11 protein-coding genes and 1 tRNA gene are annotated in these 17,504 nt (G+C 48.5%); 4 read left to right on the top strand and 8 right to left on the bottom strand.

Annotation, left to right across the window (positions count from 1 at the left end):
* Positions 1–100: 100 nt before the first annotated feature.
* Together DXA74_RS13400 and DXA74_RS13395 are read left to right on the top strand one after the other, a co-directional pair.
* Positions 101–928, top strand: a complete 828-nt coding sequence (locus DXA74_RS13400) for an AraC family transcriptional regulator (RefSeq protein ID WP_118528409.1) — start codon at positions 101–103, stop codon at positions 926–928.
* 226 nt (positions 929–1,154) lie between these two features.
* Entirely contained in the window at positions 1,155–1,994 is an 840-nt protein-coding gene (locus tag DXA74_RS13395; RefSeq protein WP_158576079.1) for a WG repeat-containing protein, read from the top strand.
* A gap of 177 nt (positions 1,995–2,171) precedes the next feature.
* Here DXA74_RS13395 and DXA74_RS13390 read toward each other — a convergent pair.
* From DXA74_RS13390 to hydE, 5 genes are all read right to left on the bottom strand, one after another.
* Positions 2,172–2,244, bottom strand: a tRNA-Gly gene (locus DXA74_RS13390).
* Positions 2,245–2,423: 179 nt separating this feature from the next.
* The gene (locus DXA74_RS13385) at positions 2,424–4,190 is read right to left on the bottom strand and encodes a right-handed parallel beta-helix repeat-containing protein (protein WP_118528405.1); all 1,767 of its coding nucleotides are present in this window, start codon (positions 4,188–4,190) and stop codon (positions 2,424–2,426) included.
* A gap of 54 nt (positions 4,191–4,244) precedes the next feature.
* Entirely contained in the window at positions 4,245–5,441 is a 1,197-nt protein-coding gene (gene hydF / locus DXA74_RS13380) for a [FeFe] hydrogenase H-cluster maturation GTPase HydF (RefSeq protein WP_118528403.1), read from the bottom strand.
* Between the two features lie 56 nt (positions 5,442–5,497).
* Positions 5,498–6,916, bottom strand: a complete 1,419-nt coding sequence (gene hydG, locus DXA74_RS13375; protein WP_199666179.1) for a [FeFe] hydrogenase H-cluster radical SAM maturase HydG — start codon at positions 6,914–6,916, stop codon at positions 5,498–5,500.
* A 14-nt stretch (positions 6,917–6,930) separates the two neighbouring features.
* Positions 6,931–7,995 carry a [FeFe] hydrogenase H-cluster radical SAM maturase HydE gene (gene hydE / locus DXA74_RS13370; protein WP_118528431.1) on the bottom strand — a complete coding sequence of 355 codons (1,065 nt, stop codon included), beginning with the start codon at positions 7,993–7,995 and terminating at the stop codon, positions 6,931–6,933.
* 229 nt (positions 7,996–8,224) lie between these two features.
* Here hydE and DXA74_RS13365 point away from each other — a divergent pair, with 229 nt between their 5' ends.
* A complete protein-coding gene (locus tag DXA74_RS13365) occupies positions 8,225–9,676 on the top strand; it encodes a monomeric [FeFe] hydrogenase (RefSeq protein ID WP_118528429.1) in 1,452 nt (483 codons plus the stop codon).
* 209 nt (positions 9,677–9,885) lie between these two features.
* Entirely contained in the window at positions 9,886–10,440 is a 555-nt protein-coding gene (locus tag DXA74_RS13360; RefSeq protein WP_118528399.1) for an HdeD family acid-resistance protein, read from the top strand.
* A 261-nt stretch (positions 10,441–10,701) separates the two neighbouring features.
* Here the strand turns inward: DXA74_RS13360 and DXA74_RS13355 are convergent, their stop codons facing one another.
* The 3 genes from DXA74_RS13355 to DXA74_RS13345 form a co-directional block, all read right to left on the bottom strand.
* Entirely contained in the window at positions 10,702–11,796 is a 1,095-nt protein-coding gene (locus DXA74_RS13355) for a PepSY domain-containing protein (RefSeq protein ID WP_158576078.1), read from the bottom strand.
* Between the two features lie 84 nt (positions 11,797–11,880).
* Entirely contained in the window at positions 11,881–14,388 is a 2,508-nt protein-coding gene (gene galB / locus DXA74_RS13350) for a beta-galactosidase GalB (RefSeq protein WP_233550557.1), read from the bottom strand.
* A 744-nt stretch (positions 14,389–15,132) separates the two neighbouring features.
* Positions 15,133–16,788, bottom strand: coding sequence for an AMP-binding protein (locus tag DXA74_RS13345; protein WP_118528393.1), 1,656 nt, complete (start codon positions 16,786–16,788; stop codon positions 15,133–15,135).
* Positions 16,789–17,504 lie beyond the last annotated feature (716 nt).

Raw genomic sequence — 17,504 nt, 5'->3', positions numbered from 1 at the left:
AGTCATTTTCTATTGGTGAGACAAAGATAATTGATTATTTTTGTACCGATTTTGCAAATTATGCAATATTATTAGCAGAAAAAGCCAACAGAAAATCCCCATGAACGAAGAACAAAGAAACTATATACAAACCATCAACCAGTCTGCCGAAGAGGAGATTCTCGTGAAGCGGACCGGATGGGAGGACATCAAGCTCACTCCGCACACGCACCGGAAATCGCAGATTATCTACACGCTGTCGGGCACACTGCATGTGCAAATCGGCGAGGAGAACTTTTTTGTGCCGGAAAAGCATCTGGCCTGGATTCCGGCCAACATGGAGCACGACCTCTCCACCAACAACCGGCAGGCCTCGCTGGTCATCTTCTATGCCGCCTCGGTAGAGAAAGAGAACGCGCGGTTCTCCGTGTATCACTGCAACGGAATCATTGCCGAAAACCTGCGTTTCATCTCCAACTGCGGACCGGTGATCCGAAAAGACGACAGACCGGACCTTTATCACTACGCGTACTTCTTTTTCCGCATGCTTCCGGAACTGAGCCCCAGCCAAGGCATCCAGCTCAAAACAATAACGCTTCCGAACGACACCCGCCTGCGGCCGGCCCTGAACTATATGCGCGAACATGCCTGCGAGGACCTGAAAATCGAACAGGTGGCCCGCGAGTTCGGGTTCTCCGTGCGCAACCTGAGCCGCCTGCTGAACCGTTCGGGCATCCGGTTCAGCAACTATCTGAACACGCTCCGCATCACCCGCGCCATCGAAATGTTTGCCGACCGCAACCACACGATTCAGGAAACCGCCTACGAAACCGGGTTCTCCACTCCGGGCAACTTCAACCGGGTGTTCAAACAGGTGACGGGAACCACTCCAGGGGAGTTCCTCAAAGTGAAGCCCTGGCCGCAGGAAGAGAGCAACCGCCCGCAATGAGCGCATCGGAACAGGATGGCATTTCATAAAAAAGAAACGGGGCGTGCAGGAACAGGCCGCCAAAAGAAAGAAATGCAGAAACTGCTGAAAATGTATTTCATTTCCGCTTGTAATATCTTATGAAATATACTACATTTGCTTTTGAAAAAATAATTAAATAAATACCATGTATCGGAATATAGTCAAAATACTGTTAACGTTCATGTTCTTAAACGGTGTTTTGTGTATGCATACAGTCCCTTTGTCTGCCCAAAACAGACAGAACAGAATTCATACACAAAGGATTATCCCGTTCTCTTTCGATCAGATCAAATCCTTTGGGGGAGCCTATCTGATTACCAAAGAAGGGAAAAAGGGACTATACTCCTATACCGGAAAGAAAATCATTCCCTGCGAATTTGACAAAATCAAGAATTTTCATGGGGAATATCTGGTGGAAAAAGACGGAAAACAGGGGTTATACAACAAAAGCGGCAAGAAGATCATTGCCTGTGAATATGATGACATCAAGTTTCAGAACGGAGACTTTCTGATTATCAAGGATCATAAAAAAGGAATCTGCAAGAAGAACGGTAAAAAGGTCATTGCCTGCGAAAACGACAACATCACTCTTTACTATGATGACTATCTGCTGGAAAACGAAGGGAAAAAAGGTATTTACACCCGCAACGGAAAGACCATCATCCCCTGCGAGTTTGACCAGATACAACCGTTCTACGGCAAATTTATGCTGACCAAGAAAAACAAGAAAGGCATCTATACGCGCAACGGAAAGAAGGTGCTTCCCTGTGTCTACGACGACATTACCTTTCAGAACAATTATTTCTTTCTGGTGCAGAACAACAAGCGGGGCGTGTACGACCAGAACGGCAAGAAAATCATTCCCTGTGAATATGACCGGATACAGTTTTTCTATGGAGAGTTTATCCTGACCCAAAAGAACAAGAAAGGACTCTCTGACCGGAACGGAAAGAAAATCATCCCCTGTGAGTATGACGAAATCAAAGTACTCAACAATAACTGGATTGCCACGCACAACGGGGAAATGATTCTGTATAAACGCTGAAAGACTGCCCTTCTGATAACCGGGGCGGCACAAGCGTTCAAAATCATCTCAATGATTTAAAAAAATGTTCCCAATGATTTTCGAAAATCATTGGGAACATTTTTTTATCGGCTCCCGGCGCTCCATGATGCCGCGCGGAAGTACAAAAAAAGCCAACCTCAATAAGGTTGGCTCCAGAGCGGAAAACGGGGCTCAAACCCGCGACCCCCAGCTTGGAAGGCTAGTGCTCTATCAACTGAGCTATTTCCGCATGTCTTTTTTTCTTTTGCGTTGCAAAGGTAGTGATTTTACGGTTGCAAACCAAATTTTTCCGTATATTTTTTTACTTTTCCCCTGCTTTTGCATAAAAAATCCGGAAAGAGAAGCGCCTTCTCTTTCCGGATCTATGTTTTTGAGGACCCTCCTACCGAAATACGGAGGCGGCGTCCTTTAGTCTTGAATCTTCACCTGGTCTACCTTTTCCAGGAAGAAACGCTGCTTGTTCCAGTGGAAAGGCTTGTAATCGTTGTTCTGGATAATCTTGTTGTTCTGAAATACCAGTCCCTGAATAGACTTGGCATAGAGCACAGGAGCATCGAACATGTGGAACTCATTGTTCTCAATCAGCACGGAACCTTTATGGAAGTACTTCACCTGGTTCTTCAGATCGGGAATTTCCGGATAGATGGAAATCACCGCGTTGGTAAACTGATACATGCTGGTGAGGGCATTGACAAACTTGTTGTTGCGAATCGTCACATCCTTGCACATACCGGTTTCATACCAGCCGTTGCAGTCGCCACACAACAGGATGGCCGAACCAGAGGTGTTGAGGAACTGGTTGTTCTCCACCAGAGTCTTTTTCGGAGTGCTGAAAAGAGAACCGCGGGCACGGTTGTTCTGAATGGTATTTCCGGCAAAGTAAACCTCCGGAGTCCAGGTCAGATTCTCAATGCCGAAGGAAGTCTTGCCGTCTACCTCTGCCGGAACAGGCTGCTCGAAGCGGATCTTGAACTCGCGCATGCCGATACCGTTCTTCCCGTCGAGCGGAGTAATCTCGGCAATACGGTTCACGCCGTCCAGATACTCCATGGTCTGCGTGCGGATAAAGGTCACGGTGTCGCCAGCATAACCCCAGTCGAATCCCCAGGCCTGGTCGTGCATGTAACGGGCACGGAGGGTATGGTCGTCCAGACGCTCCATGATTTTCAGATAAATGCCATGCACATTGATGGCGTCGTCCATCATACCTTCATAAAGGCCGTTCACCGAGGTGATCTTGCCCTTGCACTGTGAGAAGTGGGTGGCATCCGCCTGAGTCGTGAAGTAACGGTTGGAGTTCTTGTCCAGACACACATTGAAACCATCCATGTGAATGTTGTCACACAACTGGGCAATCAGTCCCATGCCCTGCGCATAGTGCACGCTGACTTTCTTCAGAGTGGTATTGGTGTTGTGCGACAAGAATACGCCCGGTGTAGGACGGTTCCACGCACGCATGGCCACGATTGTGCCTTCTTTCAGGCGGGCATCGTTCCACAGAGGGGCATGCAACAGGCGGTCGCCCACTTCATGCACTCCCTTGGTGCTGTAGAACAGATCGCCGGTGTTGTAAAGAATATGTTTGGTGTCTTTCTCAAAGGCAATGCCCGAAGACGGCACCAGATCCCAATCGGAACCATAGGCATGGAACACCGTATCCTTCGAAATCTTATACTGCACCCAGGGAGCCACCCGGAAGGTCATGCCGCCCTTGCCCTCGTTCTTCACAATCTCAATCTGAGTGATGTGGGGATTGTCAAAGTCGATGGAGAAATTCTCCAGCGTGCAATTGGTGGAATTGACCAGAGCCAGAGGCACCATGGTACCGTGGAATATGAATTGTGCGCCGCCTCCGTCGAGTGTCATGTTGGAAAGATCCTCCAGAGCGATACCGATGCTCTTCGGATTGGGCTGGTCGTGATTGGACACATAATAGGTTTTCTTGACGGCATTCTCCGGATAGAAGTTATAACGGCCACTCTTGAAACGAAGGATGTATTCTTCGCCGGGCTTCACTTCCTTACGGATTTTGTCGATAGCCTTCTGCAATTTGACCGACATATCCTTTTTCTTATCGGGCACCAGTCCGTAGCGTTCCATTTCAAATACCTTCTGGGCATACAGTGCCATACTCAGGGGCGTAAGGCAAGCCACACAAAACAGTTTTAAATTCATGGTTTGGGTTACTTTAAGATAAAAAATTATTTGTATCGTTCTTCAGTCACCGAACTAACCGGGATAAACCACGTCGGGCAAAATACCGTTCAGCTCGGCAATGGCTATTCCGTAATTGGTGATGGGCACACCCTGCGCCCGTGCTGCCGCAATACGCGCCAGAACATGACGGCGCGTGAACATGCAGGCCCCGCAATGAATAATCAGATCATAAAAGCGCAGATCATCGGGGAAATCGTTGCCGGCCACAATATCTATCTGCAATTCATGGCCTTTCTTGGCACGCAGCAAACGGGGCAACTTGACACGACCGATATCTTCGTTCTTGGGCGTGTGCGAACACGATTCGGCTATCAGGACCCGGGCATCGGGACGCAAACTGCGCAACACGGCCGCTCCCTGCAAGAAGGTTGGAATATCTCCCTTGTAACGGGCAAAGAGTACGGAAAAAGAAGTCAGTTTGCTTTCCGGCGGGCACAGGGCACGTACTTGAGGAAAGACCTGCGAATCGGTAATGATTAGGCTGGGCGGTGCGGACAGCAGCTTCAGCGTATCGGCCATGCGGTCGTGTGTGCAACACATCACGGAGCATTGCTTGTCGAGCAGGTTGCGCAAAGTCTGTACCTGCGGAAGAATCAGACGTCCCTTCGGAGCCTGAATGTCCTGCGGCATGACCAGCAGCACCGAATCACCCGACTGTACCAGATTGCCGGTCAGATCGTCTATCTCGTCTTTCTGCTTCAAGGCTTCTGTAATGCGGCCCAACAACGAATCCATGCCAGCACGATAACGGGCCGATACCGGCAAGCAAGCCACTTGAAGCGCCTCTTCCCAAAGAGCCGCCTGTCCGGTCGCATCGGCAAACAGGTCGGCCTTGTTCAGCACATAGATTTGGGGGATGCCAGCCCGCTCAAAGTGGCGTTTCCACTCCTGAACATCGGCAAGTGCCTGAGAGTCATAAGCACCGAGTACCAGAATGGCCAGATCCACCCGGGCGGCTTCCTTGCGGGTTTTGTCCACACGGCGCAGTCCCAGCTCGCTCTGATCGTCATATCCTGCCGTATCGAGCAGCACACACGGTCCCACACCACTGATCTCCATATTCTTTTTCACCACATCGGTGGTCGTTCCGGCCATGTCGGACACAATGGCCTCATCCTGCCCCACCAGTGCGTTCAGCAGGGAGGATTTTCCGGCATTGCAGGGACCGAAGAAACCGATGTGAAAACGATTGGAACGTGCAACTTCCATATTGATTTTCTATTCTTCTGATGTTGGTTTATAAGATAAGGTATAAGGCCGTGGAATCAGAAACGGAAGTCGCGTGCTCCCTGCTCGATTTCCTGAAGGAAACGCTCGGCGCGCTCACGGATAACCGGGTTAGGCACCTTGGCAATTTCCTGGCGAATCATTTCCACGCCCTTGGCCTTGGTAGGCTCCGAAGCATAGTCCTGCAAATATTCTTTCAGGGTGATCAGCGCATTCGGGGCACAGCAGTTCACAATCTGTCCGCGTTTGGCCAGCGACATAAAGCGGTCGCCAGTGCGTCCTTCACGATAGCAGGCCGTGCAGAAGCTGGGCACATAGCCCAAATCGAGCAGCCAGCCCACAATCTCGTCCAGTGTACGGCGGTCGCTCACATCAAACTGTGAGGAATTCTCTTCGGCACTCTCCTCGTGCACATAACCGCCCACACTGGTGCGCGATCCGCCACTGATCTGGGAAACTCCAAGTTCGAGCGCCTTCTCCCGGCTGGCCTTACTCTCACGGGTTGAGATGATCATGCCGGTATAAGGCACGGCGATACGGATGGCGGCCACAATCTTATGGAAAATGGAATCGGGCAGACAGTTCTCAAAATCCTTGGTATCAATATCATCGGCCGGACAGAGACGAGGCACACTGATGGTATGCGGTCCCACGCCATAGGTCTGATCCAGATGCTCGGCGTGCATCAACAGGCCCACCAGATCGTAGGCATAGTTGTTCAGACCGAAGAGAACACCCAGTCCCACATCGTCAATACCGCCCTGCATGGCGCGGTCCATAGCTTCGGTGTGGTAGGCATAATCCTTCTTGGGTCCTGTTGGATGCAGACGTTCGTAGTTCTCCTTATGATAAGTTTCCTGGAACAGGATATAAGTACCGATGCCGGCATCGTGCAGACGGCGGTAGTTCTCTACGGTGGTAGCGGCAATGTTTACATTCACGCGTCGGATGGCACCGTTCTTGTGCTTGATACCGTAGATGGTCTTGATGCTCTCCAACACATATTCTATCGGGTTGTTCTTAGGGTCCTCGCCTGTTTCCAGAGCCAGACGCTTGTGACCCATGTCCTGCAAGGCTATCACTTCCTGACGGATTTCCTCCTGTGAAAGTTTCTTGCGGCGAATGGTCTTGTTCTTGGCATGATAAGGGCAGTAGACACAGCCGTTGATACAATAGTTGGACAAGTACAACGGAGCAAACATCACGATGCGGTTGCCATAGATGTGCTCTTTGATGCGGCGTGCCAGATGAAACATGCGCTCGGTCAGTTCCGGGTCTTCCACCGTAACCAGCACGGCGGCCTCACGATGGGTGATGCCCTGCATCTGTTCGCCTTTCTCCAGAATGGAGAGAATCAGTTCGCGGTCGTTCTTATGCTCCCGCGCATATTCCAGAGTAGCCAGAATCTCTTCGTGACTGATAAATTCTTCTGCTCGTAATGATTTCAGATTATATATCATGTTATTATGTGTTATGGTTTAAAATCTCCTCTCTCGTAACTTATATGAAAACCGATCTTTTTCAGTTTCTCGTCCAGACGCCCGATCTGCTCGGCCGCCTCGTTGCCCAGATACTTCTTGTCGGCATAAAGCGCATACTTGCGGCGCACCGTCAGGGGCGACAGATTGGGCATAATCACATTGGCTCCGGCCAACAGTCCTTTCTCCTGTCCCTGCGGGTCGAGGGTCGACAAGGCCGTCGTGGCGGGCAGCAGGACGCGTGGAAAGCGCAGACGGAGCACCGAAAGCAGCAACAGGGTGAGCGGCACACTGCCGGCCGGTTCCTTGGCAAACGGAGTGTGCGGCGCGGGAATGAAAGGCCCCATGCCGATCATCTGCGGCTGTAAGGCCTCCAAAAACAGCAAATCATCCACCAGACATTCCAGGGTCTGTCCCGGCGAACCGACCATCATGCCGGCACCGGTCTGGAATCCCAGGGCCTTGAGGGTGCGCAGACAGAGCATCCGGTTTTCAAAGGACATGCTCTCTGGGTGCAACATGGAATAGTGCACCGCATTGGCCGTTTCGTGACGCAACAGATAGCGGTCGGCCCCGGCCCGGCGAAAGCGTTCGTAAGCCTGCTCGCTGCGCTCACCGACAGACAGTGTCAGGGCACAGTCGGAATACTCCTCCTTAATGCGGGCGATGACCTCGCACAGCCAGTCGTCATCCTGAAACGGGTCTTCTCCCCCCTGAAGCACAAAGGTGCGGAAGCCCAGTTCATATCCCTGACGGCAACAGGCCATGATTTCCTCGGACGAAAGACGATAGCGCTCCACACAGGCATTGGCATTACGGATGCCGCAATAATAACAGCCGTTCTTGCAGTGGTTGGATATCTCGATCAGTCCGCGGATGTAGACACCACGGCCAAACTCACGGTCGGCCACAGCACGTGCCTGTCCCATCAGCCAGGCAAGCTGGTCGTGATCGGACAGCGAAAGCAGGCGCAGATAGTCTTCACGCCCCAGACTCTCTCCGCGGCTGAGCGTACCCACCCAGGCCTCAAGCGTGGAGTCATTTATCGAATCATACATAAAGTCTATAATTAAAATGATTACAAAGTTATCAATTCTTATATAGAACACGCGCAAGAATCATTAAAAAATAGTAGGCCGGATTCGCTTTTTTTATAAAAACACACAAAGCAGTAATCAAAAACAGGGAGAAGCGGGAAATAAAAGTGGCTGCATCTTTTAAAAAATACTTTTTTTCATTATTTTTGTGCACCAATTGTATACTCAAACCCAATTACTGTTATTCATTATGGCATACACAAATAATATTATGTACATTCGATACCAGTTGCTGGCTAAACTGGTAAAAATGTGGAAAAATGACGAGTTGCTGGAAAAAATCGACGGTCTCCCCATCGAGTTGCATCCGCGCAAACAAAAGCCAAAGGGACGTTGCTGCGTTTACAAGGAACGCGCCGTAACCAAGTATAAAACCATGGCCATGATGGGCTTCGACATGGAGGATGAGAAGGACGAAAACGAACCGCTCTCCAGCTATGCCCAGAAGATGCTCGACCGCAACGGCCTGCGCCCGAACAAGAGCATCCTGAGCGTGATGGACGAGGCCTGCTCTTCTTGCGTGAAGATCAACTACGAGGTTAGTAATCTGTGCCGCGGTTGTGCAGCCCAGTCTTGCTACAACAACTGTCCGAAGAATGCCATTTCTTACGACCACGACGGAAAGGCAGTGATTGACCACGATACTTGTATCAGCTGTGGCAAATGTCATCAGGTATGTCCGTACCACGCTATCGTCTATATCCCTGTGCCTTGTGAAGAGGCATGCCCGGTAAAGGCCATCTCAAAGGACGAGTACGGAGTGGAACATATCGATCCGGAGAAGTGTATCTACTGCGGCAAGTGTATGAACGCTTGTCCGTTTGGTGCCATCTTCGACGCATGCTGCGTATTCGATGTGCTGAAGGAAATCAAGAAGAAGGAAAAGAAAGTGGTTGCCATGGTGGCTCCTTCTATCCTGGCTCAGTTCAAACAGCCTATCGAAAAGGTATTGGGTGCTTTCAAGGCCATCGGTTTCGACGATGTTCTTGAGGTGGCTTACGGTGCCGAAGAGACCATCCGCAACGAGGCTGCCGAGTTCAAGGAGAGAATGGAAGAAGGTGCTCCGTTTATGACCACCAGCTGCTGCTCGGCTTATGTAGAACTGGTCAACAAGCATATTCCGGACATGAAACCTTATGTTTCTACCACTGGTTCTCCAATGTATTACATCGCTGAGTATGCACGCAAGAAATATCCGGACGGAATCAATGTGTTCATCGCTCCTTGTGCTTCCAAGCGTGCCGAAGGAAACAAGAATCCGAATGTGGATTTCGTATGGACTTTCCGCGAGGTAGAGGCTGTATTGGAAGGCTTGGACATCAAGATTGACGATTGCGAGGACTTCCTGCCGGAAGAGCATGCCGGACACGACGCACACGGTTTTGCAAAGACCGGTGGTGTGTTCACTGCCGTGAAGAATATGGTAGGCGACCAGACCATGCAGGGAACTATCATAGCCAACCTGGACAAGAAGTCTATCGGTCAGCTGCGCGCTTATGCCAAGACCGGCAAGTGCCCGACAAAGATGATCGAGGTAATGGCTTGCCCGGGCGGCTGTATCAGCGGTCCTTGCGCATGCAACGAGGGTATGCAGGCCATCCGTCAGTTCGATGCCGAGCTGAAAAAGAAAGAAGGTCAGTAATCCGTAAACGTCAGACACGGGAAACTTATTCCTGAGACCAGACTTTTACAGACTGAAAATATAAATCTCCGGTTCTCTACACTTCCTGGTGGGAACCGGAGTTTTTTGTTCTGTATCCGGTGTTCAGGGAAACAGTTTTTCCGCAGAAAACCTTTCACCGGTCTGTTTTTTTTCGTATGTTTGTATCAATCTCTAAAACAACTACCATTATGAATTATACGAATAGTTTTATATTCAGAGCACTCTGCTCCATTCTTATCGGTCTGCTTCTGGTGCTGAATCCGGAACGCATGACGGTGGCGCTGGTCATGATTATCGGCATCCTGTTTGGAATCTCCGGATGTTACTCGCTCATCAATTATCTGATTGCCACCAAAAGCAAGGAGGTATATTACAAACCGGTATTCCCGATTGTGGGACTGGGCAGTTTTCTTTTCGGTATTTTCATGGCCGTATTTCCGGAACTGTTCATCGCCTATCTGATGTTTGTGCTGGGAATCATCATCATGCTGGCGGGTGCCAACCAGATTTTCACGTTCATCAAATTCCGGAAGATCATCCGGATTGCGTGGTATATGTATGTGTTCTCACTGGCCGTACTGGGTATGGGACTGCTCATCCTGCTCAAACCGATGGAAACCGCTTCCCTGCCTTTCCTGATTCTGGGTTATACCTCCATCTTCTACGGAATAGCCGAACTGATCAATGGAGTGCGCATCAAGAAAGCACAGAAGGAATTCAATAAATTGCAGAAACAGCAGTAAGCAACAAGATACAATCATGCTGCGATTCCCGGATAAAGAAGGAATTGCATGTAAGGTGAACCGCTCTGCTGAAGAATACAGGATAGAAAAAGGAGTTGCCTCACGCATGGTGAAGCAACTCCTTTTTTCCTTCTTCTCCAAAGAAACTTTCTGAAAGAACAACAGTATCTGAAGAACCTGAAAAATGATGCTGATGATTTTACAATATGATCTCAATCATTTTTTCATTTCATCGAGATCATTTGAAAAACACTTCAAATTCTATTTTTTCCGCAATCTGCGATACCTCCACAAACGAACGCCCGACCAGGAAAGATAAGCGCCGGACAAGGCCCAAAGAAAAGTGAGACATTGCGAGAACAGTCCCATCCAAAGCCCTTCGTGCACCAGCACGATTCCGGAACGGACATTGCGTGCCCGCTCCGCCTCACGAGGAAAAGAATTCAGCCCTCCGGAAGCCGACGACAACAAATAGCGGTCTGTTACGGTAATCCCGGGAAAAGGACGCAAGGAGGTAACCTCTACCGCCGTTTCTTCAAATTGCACTTTCTTCAAAGACGGATGTGCCTGACGGATCAAAGGCCATGCCTGATCCCATAAATACCGGCAGTCTGTCGTGTCCGCCTCAGCAGACTTTATTTTGCGCTGACTGTAATCGGCTCCCCATAAGGCAAAGAAACCGTCACGATACGCCGGAAAAGACCAGGTCAGTCCGGTAAGTGCCAGAGCGATTACCGGAACACCGCACCAGATTCCTATCAGAGTGTGACGCTGATACTCGGGTGCATATCCCGACGCACTCCATCCGGGCCAACGGAAACGCAGAGCCCAAGACTTGCGGCTTCGGGGAAACCACAGATAGAATCCGGAAAGAATCACCAGAATACTCCAGGCCGTAAACACACCGACGACAATCCGACCGACGCACGGCGCATCGCTCTCCCGGTTGAGCGTATCGCCCAACCAGCGGTGCAGCTTCCGCAACTGATAGAAGCCTCCCTGATCGTGGTCAATCATTCCCAGAATCTTTCCGGATGAAGGGTCGACAAACAGCTCGGCCTTGCGCATGCTGCTGATCTCATAAATCCAGGCTTCATCAGGCCGACCGATCTGCAAGGCGCCTAAAGTCATCCCGACGGGCAACTGCCGCTCTACCTTTTCGGAAACGGAGCGGATGGAAACTTCGCCCGCTGCATAAGGCCGGGGAAGCTCATAAAGTTCCGAATGCATCAGCCGAAGGAACTGGGGTTCAAAAGCCAGACAGGCTCCCGTAATGCTGATCACAACAAAAGGAATCGCAACCAGCAAACCCGACCATCGGTGAAACTGACGTATCGCATACCGAAAACGTTTCATAAAATCAGACGGTTTTAAAAATGAAAAGTTTTCCTGTCTTCCCCGGAAACAGGGAAGCACAAGAAAACTTTTACAGGTCATTTTTTATTTCTTCTCACTGCGGATAATAATTTCCGCTTTCTTCAATCCTTTGGAAGAAGCTTCCAGACGGATGGTTCCGGCCTTTTCTTCGGACTGGACAATGGCGGTCATCATTCCGGAGAACACCTTCATCTGAGGTTTCTGGAAGGACTCCAGACTGGTCGGGTCACCGTTGGCTCCCGCACGATAAGTACCGGCTCCCTTCACCTTAAAGGAAATCTGATTGTCGGCATTCGGACAGAGATTGCCATCCTTATCTACCACACTTACCGTAACAAAAGAAAGATCCTTGCCATCGGCAGTGATCGTATCGCGGTCGGCGCTCAGCACAATGCGGTATGGCTTGCCGGCGGTGTGGATTTCCTTCTCGGCCACAGCCTTGCCCTGCTCGTCATAAGCCACCACCTTCAGCGTTCCGGGCTCGTATTTGGTGTCCATCCACATCAGGCGGTAACGGCTCTGGCGCTTGAACTCTTTCTGCGACTTCTCGTCCTTGCTGCCGTCGATGGTCACGCTGGTATCCTTGGTGCGCTTGCCCTGGCTCTTGCCATTGATGAAGAGCTCGGCAGACGGATAATTGGTATAGACAAATACCGGAGTCACCTCGCCCTCACGACCGGTCCAGGTCCAGTGCGGCAACACATGCAGGGTTTCTTTCTCCTTGTTCCAATGACTGCGGTACAGGTAGTAACGGTCTTTCGGAATACCGGCCAGATCGACAATACCAAACAGAGAAGAATGGCTTGGCCAATCAGAGTAATAAGGTGTAGGCTCGCCCAGATAATCGAATCCGGTCCATACGAACTCTCCGATGCAGTATGGATTGTCTTCGTGCTGCATGAAATCGTCCTCCGGAAGGTTTGACCAAGAGCAGTGCTCCACATCGTAAGAAGAAGCCTGGTGGTCATCGTACTTCATCATCGAACGACGCTCAACCGGGAACTTGTATACTCCACGTGAACTCAACGTAGATGCCGTTTCGCTACCCAAAATGATCTGCTGCGGCAACTTGGCATAATTCTCCTGGAACTTGTGCGGACGGTAATTGAAGCCCGGCACATCCAATACGGCTGCCATATTATTGTTGACCACCGCATCGGGAGCATCCATTCCCAATGTCACCGGACGGGTAGGATCTTCACGATGACAGATGTCCTGCAACTTGCGGGTCAGCTTGGCACCTACATGTCCGTTCCACTGATCGGGCACCTCGTTTCCGATACACCACATCACCACACTCGGATTGTTGCGGAAATGATGCACCAGATTCACCAGATCCTTTTCCACCCAATCCTTGAAATACTTATGGTATCCGTTCTGCACCTTGGCTGTCTGCCACTCATCGAAGGATTCCAGCATCAGCATCATACCCATCTCGTCGCAGATACGCACCAGCTCGGTAGAAGGCATGTTGTGCGAAGTTCTGATGGCATTACAGCCCATATCCTTCATGATTCGGATCTGACGGCGAAGTGCCGCTTCGTTTGTAGCCGTTCCCAAAGGTCCGAGATCATGATGGTTGCAGACTCCCTTAAACTTCAACGGTTTGCCATTCAGGAAAAATCCCTTGTCCGGTATAATCTCCAACGTACGGATTCCGAACGGAGTCTCATACTCGTCCTTCAGTTCGCTGCCTTCGTAGATTTTAGACACAGCCGTGTAGAGCACCGGAGTTTCGGGCGACCACAACTGAGGATCGGCTACAACCAGTTCCTGCTCAAAGGTGTTGGCACCGGCAAATACACCATCGGCACCTCCTTCACGCTCGTTGGTAGCAACCACCTTACCTGCTGCATCCTTAATTTCGGTAACAATTCTATAATCGTTTAACTTCTTGTCCTTGGGGAATTCCAATTTGGTTTTCAAGAGAATCTTGGCATGATCTTCCTGCACAACCGGAGTGGTCAACTGCGTACCCCAAACCGGAACATGCACATCGTCAGTAACAATCAGACGGACATTCCGATAAAGTCCGGCACCGGGATACCAGCGGGAAGACTCGTTCTCATTCTCCAGACGTACGGCCAGTACATTGGTTTCTCCCTGTTTCAGGTAATCCGTAGCATCTACCATAAAGGCATTGTATCCGTTAGGCCAATATGCGGCTTCCTTTCCGTTGATGAACACACGGGCATGGCTCATGGCTCCGTCGAACAACAGCACACACTTCTTTCCTGCGGTATATTCAGGAACCTTCAGATCCAGACGATACCAGCCGGTGCCCACAAAAGGCAAACCTCCGGTTCTTCCGGCATGCTCCATAGCCTCTTTCTGTCCGTCCTGCTGAATGGCAGTGTTCTGCTTGTCATTATCAATACTGAAAGGACCGTAAATAGCCCAATCGTGTGGGATTGTTACTTTTTGCCATCCTTTGTCATTAAAATCTACTGCCGAATAAACAGTACTGTCTCCTTTGGTAAAAGTCCAACCCTTTTCGAGTAAACGCTCCGTACGTGTCTGGGCATTCAGGCTCATGGCCCATGCCAACGAAAAGAGCATCACACCTCTCATTTTGTTTCCAATCATTGTTTTAGATTATCTGTTTTCGTTTTAAGTAAAGAACCCGGTAACGGTTCTATGTTTAGAAAATATTAGTTTTCTCCCAAATGTAAAACAAAGAAAGTAAAAAAAATCAAATATTCACTCAGGATAAAATCAAAAACATTTTTTTTCTTATCCTTTAACAATTTTGTATCTTATCAGGCGGGATTCTGAAGTAGCATTGCTTATAATCCGATAAAACAAGAAAAAAGAATATCTCCTTGACTGAATCAAAAAAGAAGAGAACTTAACCAGAAGATGATCACTCCGAAAAGTGATAAGTTTAAATACTGGATAGTCAAAGCATCCTGTCAAAATCCTTATCAAGCCATAGCATCAGCCTTTCTTTTGCTTTGTAAAATGTTCCTGCTGAAGCCATGCGCGTTTCTCTAAAACGTTCTTTGCAGAACTTCTTTCTGTATAGACTTTTTTCGCACAATACCTTTTAGAGATTTAGAATTCCGTTTTATCCTGCTCTCAACAAACTAGAAATCGAGAATCCCCCAACTGCAATACATACAAACAGTCCGTTCTTTAAAAGGAATATCTGCCCTGCCCGCTCACAGCCCCATCAAATGTCATATCCAAGGCATTAACATCAAAAAAATAAGGTATAAATTTCTTTTTGACAGAGTTCGGTACATGGAGAACCCTCACAAAAAGAAATTTATACCTTTATGTTATATTCTTTTCTGTTACAAGAAGAAAAGAGATTTATTTCTCATCGCCTTTGCGAATCTCTACTCGACGGATCTTTCCGCTGATGGTCTTCGGAAGAGCATCTACAAACTCGATCACACGCGGATACTTGTAAGGAGCTGTTTCCTGCTTCACGTGATTCTGCAGTTCCTTAACCAGATTCTCACCTGCCTTGTCCTTATAGGCAGCGGTCAACACAATGGTAGCCTTGACTACCTGTCCTCTGATCTCGTCAGGAACTCCCGTAATGGCACATTCCAAAACGGCAGGATGGGTCATCAGCGCACTCTCCACTTCGAATGGACCGATACGATAGCCGGAACTCTTGATGACATCATCAATACGACCGATAAACCAGAAATAACCGTCTTCGTCATACCAGGCCACATCGCCAGTATAGTAGATTCCATCGTGCCATACGGAGCGGGTTAATTCCGGATTACGGTAATACTCCTTGAACAGTCCCAGCGGTTTTCCCTTATCGGTATAAATGACAATCTGTCCCTGTTCGTTAGGACCGGCCTGAGTTCCGTCCTCCTTCAGCAGGCCCACATGATATTGCGGGTTGGGCTTACCCATGGAACCTGGCTTCGGCTTCATCCAAGGGAATGTGGCAATAGAAAGGGCTGTCTCTGTCTGTCCGAAACCTTCCATCAGCTTAATGCCGGTCTGCTCGTAGAACTTCTCGTAAACCACCGGATTCAAGGCTTCGCCCGCAATCGTACAATACTTCAATGATGACAAGTCGTACTGGGACAGGTCTTCACGAATCAAAAAGCGGAATACGGTCGGAGGAGCACACAGGGAAGTAATCTTGTAGTCCTGAATCATCTGCAGAATATCTGCCGGAACAAACTTTTCGTGGTCGTAAACAAAAACAGTAGCTCCTGCAATCCACTGTCCGTAAAGCTTTCCCCACACGGCCTTACCCCAACCGGTATCTGCTACCGTCAAATGCAGACTGTGCTCATTCAGGTTGTGCCAGAAGCATCCGGTGGCGATATGACCAAGCGGATAAGTAAAGTCGTGGGCAACCATCTTCGGTTCGCCGGAAGTTCCCGATGTAAAATACATCAAAGAGATATCATCATTTGTATTCGGATGCTGCGGTTTCTCGAATTCCGGAGCGTCTTCCAGTCCCTTATAGAAATCTTCAAATCCTTCAGGCACTTTCGGACCGACAGAAATAACGGTTTCAACAGATGGTGAATCTGGCAGTGATTCACGAACATGATTCAGAATGTTGTCTTCGCCGGCACAAACAATCATCTTGATTTCAGCAGCCCGGTTTCGGTATACGATATCATGCTTCGTGAGCAAATGAGTTGCCGGAATGGTAATAGCACCGATCTTATGTAAGGCAATAATAGAAAACCAGAATTCATAGCGACGCTTCAGCATCAGCATGACACGATCTCCCTTACGAATACCCAAAGACAAGAAATAAGCCGCAGTGCGATCCGTGTACTCTTTCATTTCAGCAAAAGTAAACCTGCGCACGCGTCCATAGTCATTGGTCCAACATAAAGCAATCTTACCTGGGGCTTCTTTGGCCCACTCATCCACTACATCATATCCAAAATTAAAATTCTCAGGAACCCTAATCTTGAAGTTCTTCACGAAATCCTCTTGAGAAGTAAATTTCGTTTTGCTCAAAAAACGTTCTATCATCTGCTTCTATTCTTTCCTTTTGTTCTCCCTTTATTATATCTGATTACTTTTTGCTCAAATTATAGCCCAAAAAACATTCACAGAATAACGGGATTGTCAAATTTCAAACAAAGATACAGCTTTTATTTGAGGTAGCGACAAAAAGAAGTTAAAAAAGAAACAATTTGTGCACACTTTCGCATTTCCCTCAATTTTTAGTACAAAATAGAATGAAAAGGGAATTAACAATATGGTTTCTATCATCACATCGTATCTGATCATGGCCCCTGCTTCAAAGAGAAAGGTTAAACAAAATCCGATAATCATGAATCTTCACTGACGAATTGATCCACACCTTGAAAATGGCTTCATGCAGACACCTGTAGTGAATTTGCATACCGTAAAAATAAGCTTATTTCTTTATCCCACGATTTATCAGGTGAACCATCCCTTGAATTCTATATTCGAATCATGGACATACTCTACAGAAGCAATCTAATCCAAATGAATGAACGGAGTCTCTGCATTACTTTCTACTTTTACTACTGTAGAACAGAATAATATATTAAAGGGTAATATAAAACTTACCAAAGACTCTATCATCGAAATTCCCACGATACATAGATAATTTTATTTTTCCCCACTAAATATCGGGTGAGCCATAAGAATATAGAACCTAAGAATTGGAATAATAAAAAGAAAGAGGTAGATACAAAAAAGAATCCCTCCGGAGATTG

This window comes from Bacteroides sp. OF04-15BH, assembly GCF_003477995.1.
Classification (GTDB): domain Bacteria; phylum Bacteroidota; class Bacteroidia; order Bacteroidales; family Bacteroidaceae; genus Paraprevotella.
The sequence above is the reverse complement of the archived record's forward strand: the minus strand, read 5'-3'. Positions and strand labels throughout refer to the sequence as shown.

Excerpts from the sequence above, each read along its gene's own strand:
- DXA74_RS13365 (WP_118528429.1), top strand. The coding sequence starts at position 8,225 with ATGGCATACACAAATAATATTATGTACATTCGATACCAGTTGCTGGCT.
- DXA74_RS13385 (WP_118528405.1), bottom strand. The coding sequence starts at position 4,190 with ATGAATTTAAAACTGTTTTGTGTGGCTTGCCTTACGCCCCTGAGTATG.
- galB (WP_233550557.1), bottom strand. The coding sequence starts at position 14,388 with ATGAGAGGTGTGATGCTCTTTTCGTTGGCATGGGCCATGAGCCTGAAT.
- hydE (WP_118528431.1), bottom strand. The coding sequence starts at position 7,995 with ATGTATGATTCGATAAATGACTCCACGCTTGAGGCCTGGGTGGGTACG.
- DXA74_RS13345 (WP_118528393.1), bottom strand. The coding sequence starts at position 16,788 with ATGATAGAACGTTTTTTGAGCAAAACGAAATTTACTTCTCAAGAGGAT.
- DXA74_RS13360 (WP_118528399.1), top strand. The coding sequence starts at position 9,886 with ATGAATTATACGAATAGTTTTATATTCAGAGCACTCTGCTCCATTCTT.
- DXA74_RS13395 (WP_158576079.1), top strand. The coding sequence starts at position 1,155 with ATGCATACAGTCCCTTTGTCTGCCCAAAACAGACAGAACAGAATTCAT.
- DXA74_RS13355 (WP_158576078.1), bottom strand. The coding sequence starts at position 11,796 with ATGAAACGTTTTCGGTATGCGATACGTCAGTTTCACCGATGGTCGGGT.
- DXA74_RS13400 (WP_118528409.1), top strand. The coding sequence starts at position 101 with ATGAACGAAGAACAAAGAAACTATATACAAACCATCAACCAGTCTGCC.
- hydF (WP_118528403.1), bottom strand. The coding sequence starts at position 5,441 with ATGGAAGTTGCACGTTCCAATCGTTTTCACATCGGTTTCTTCGGTCCC.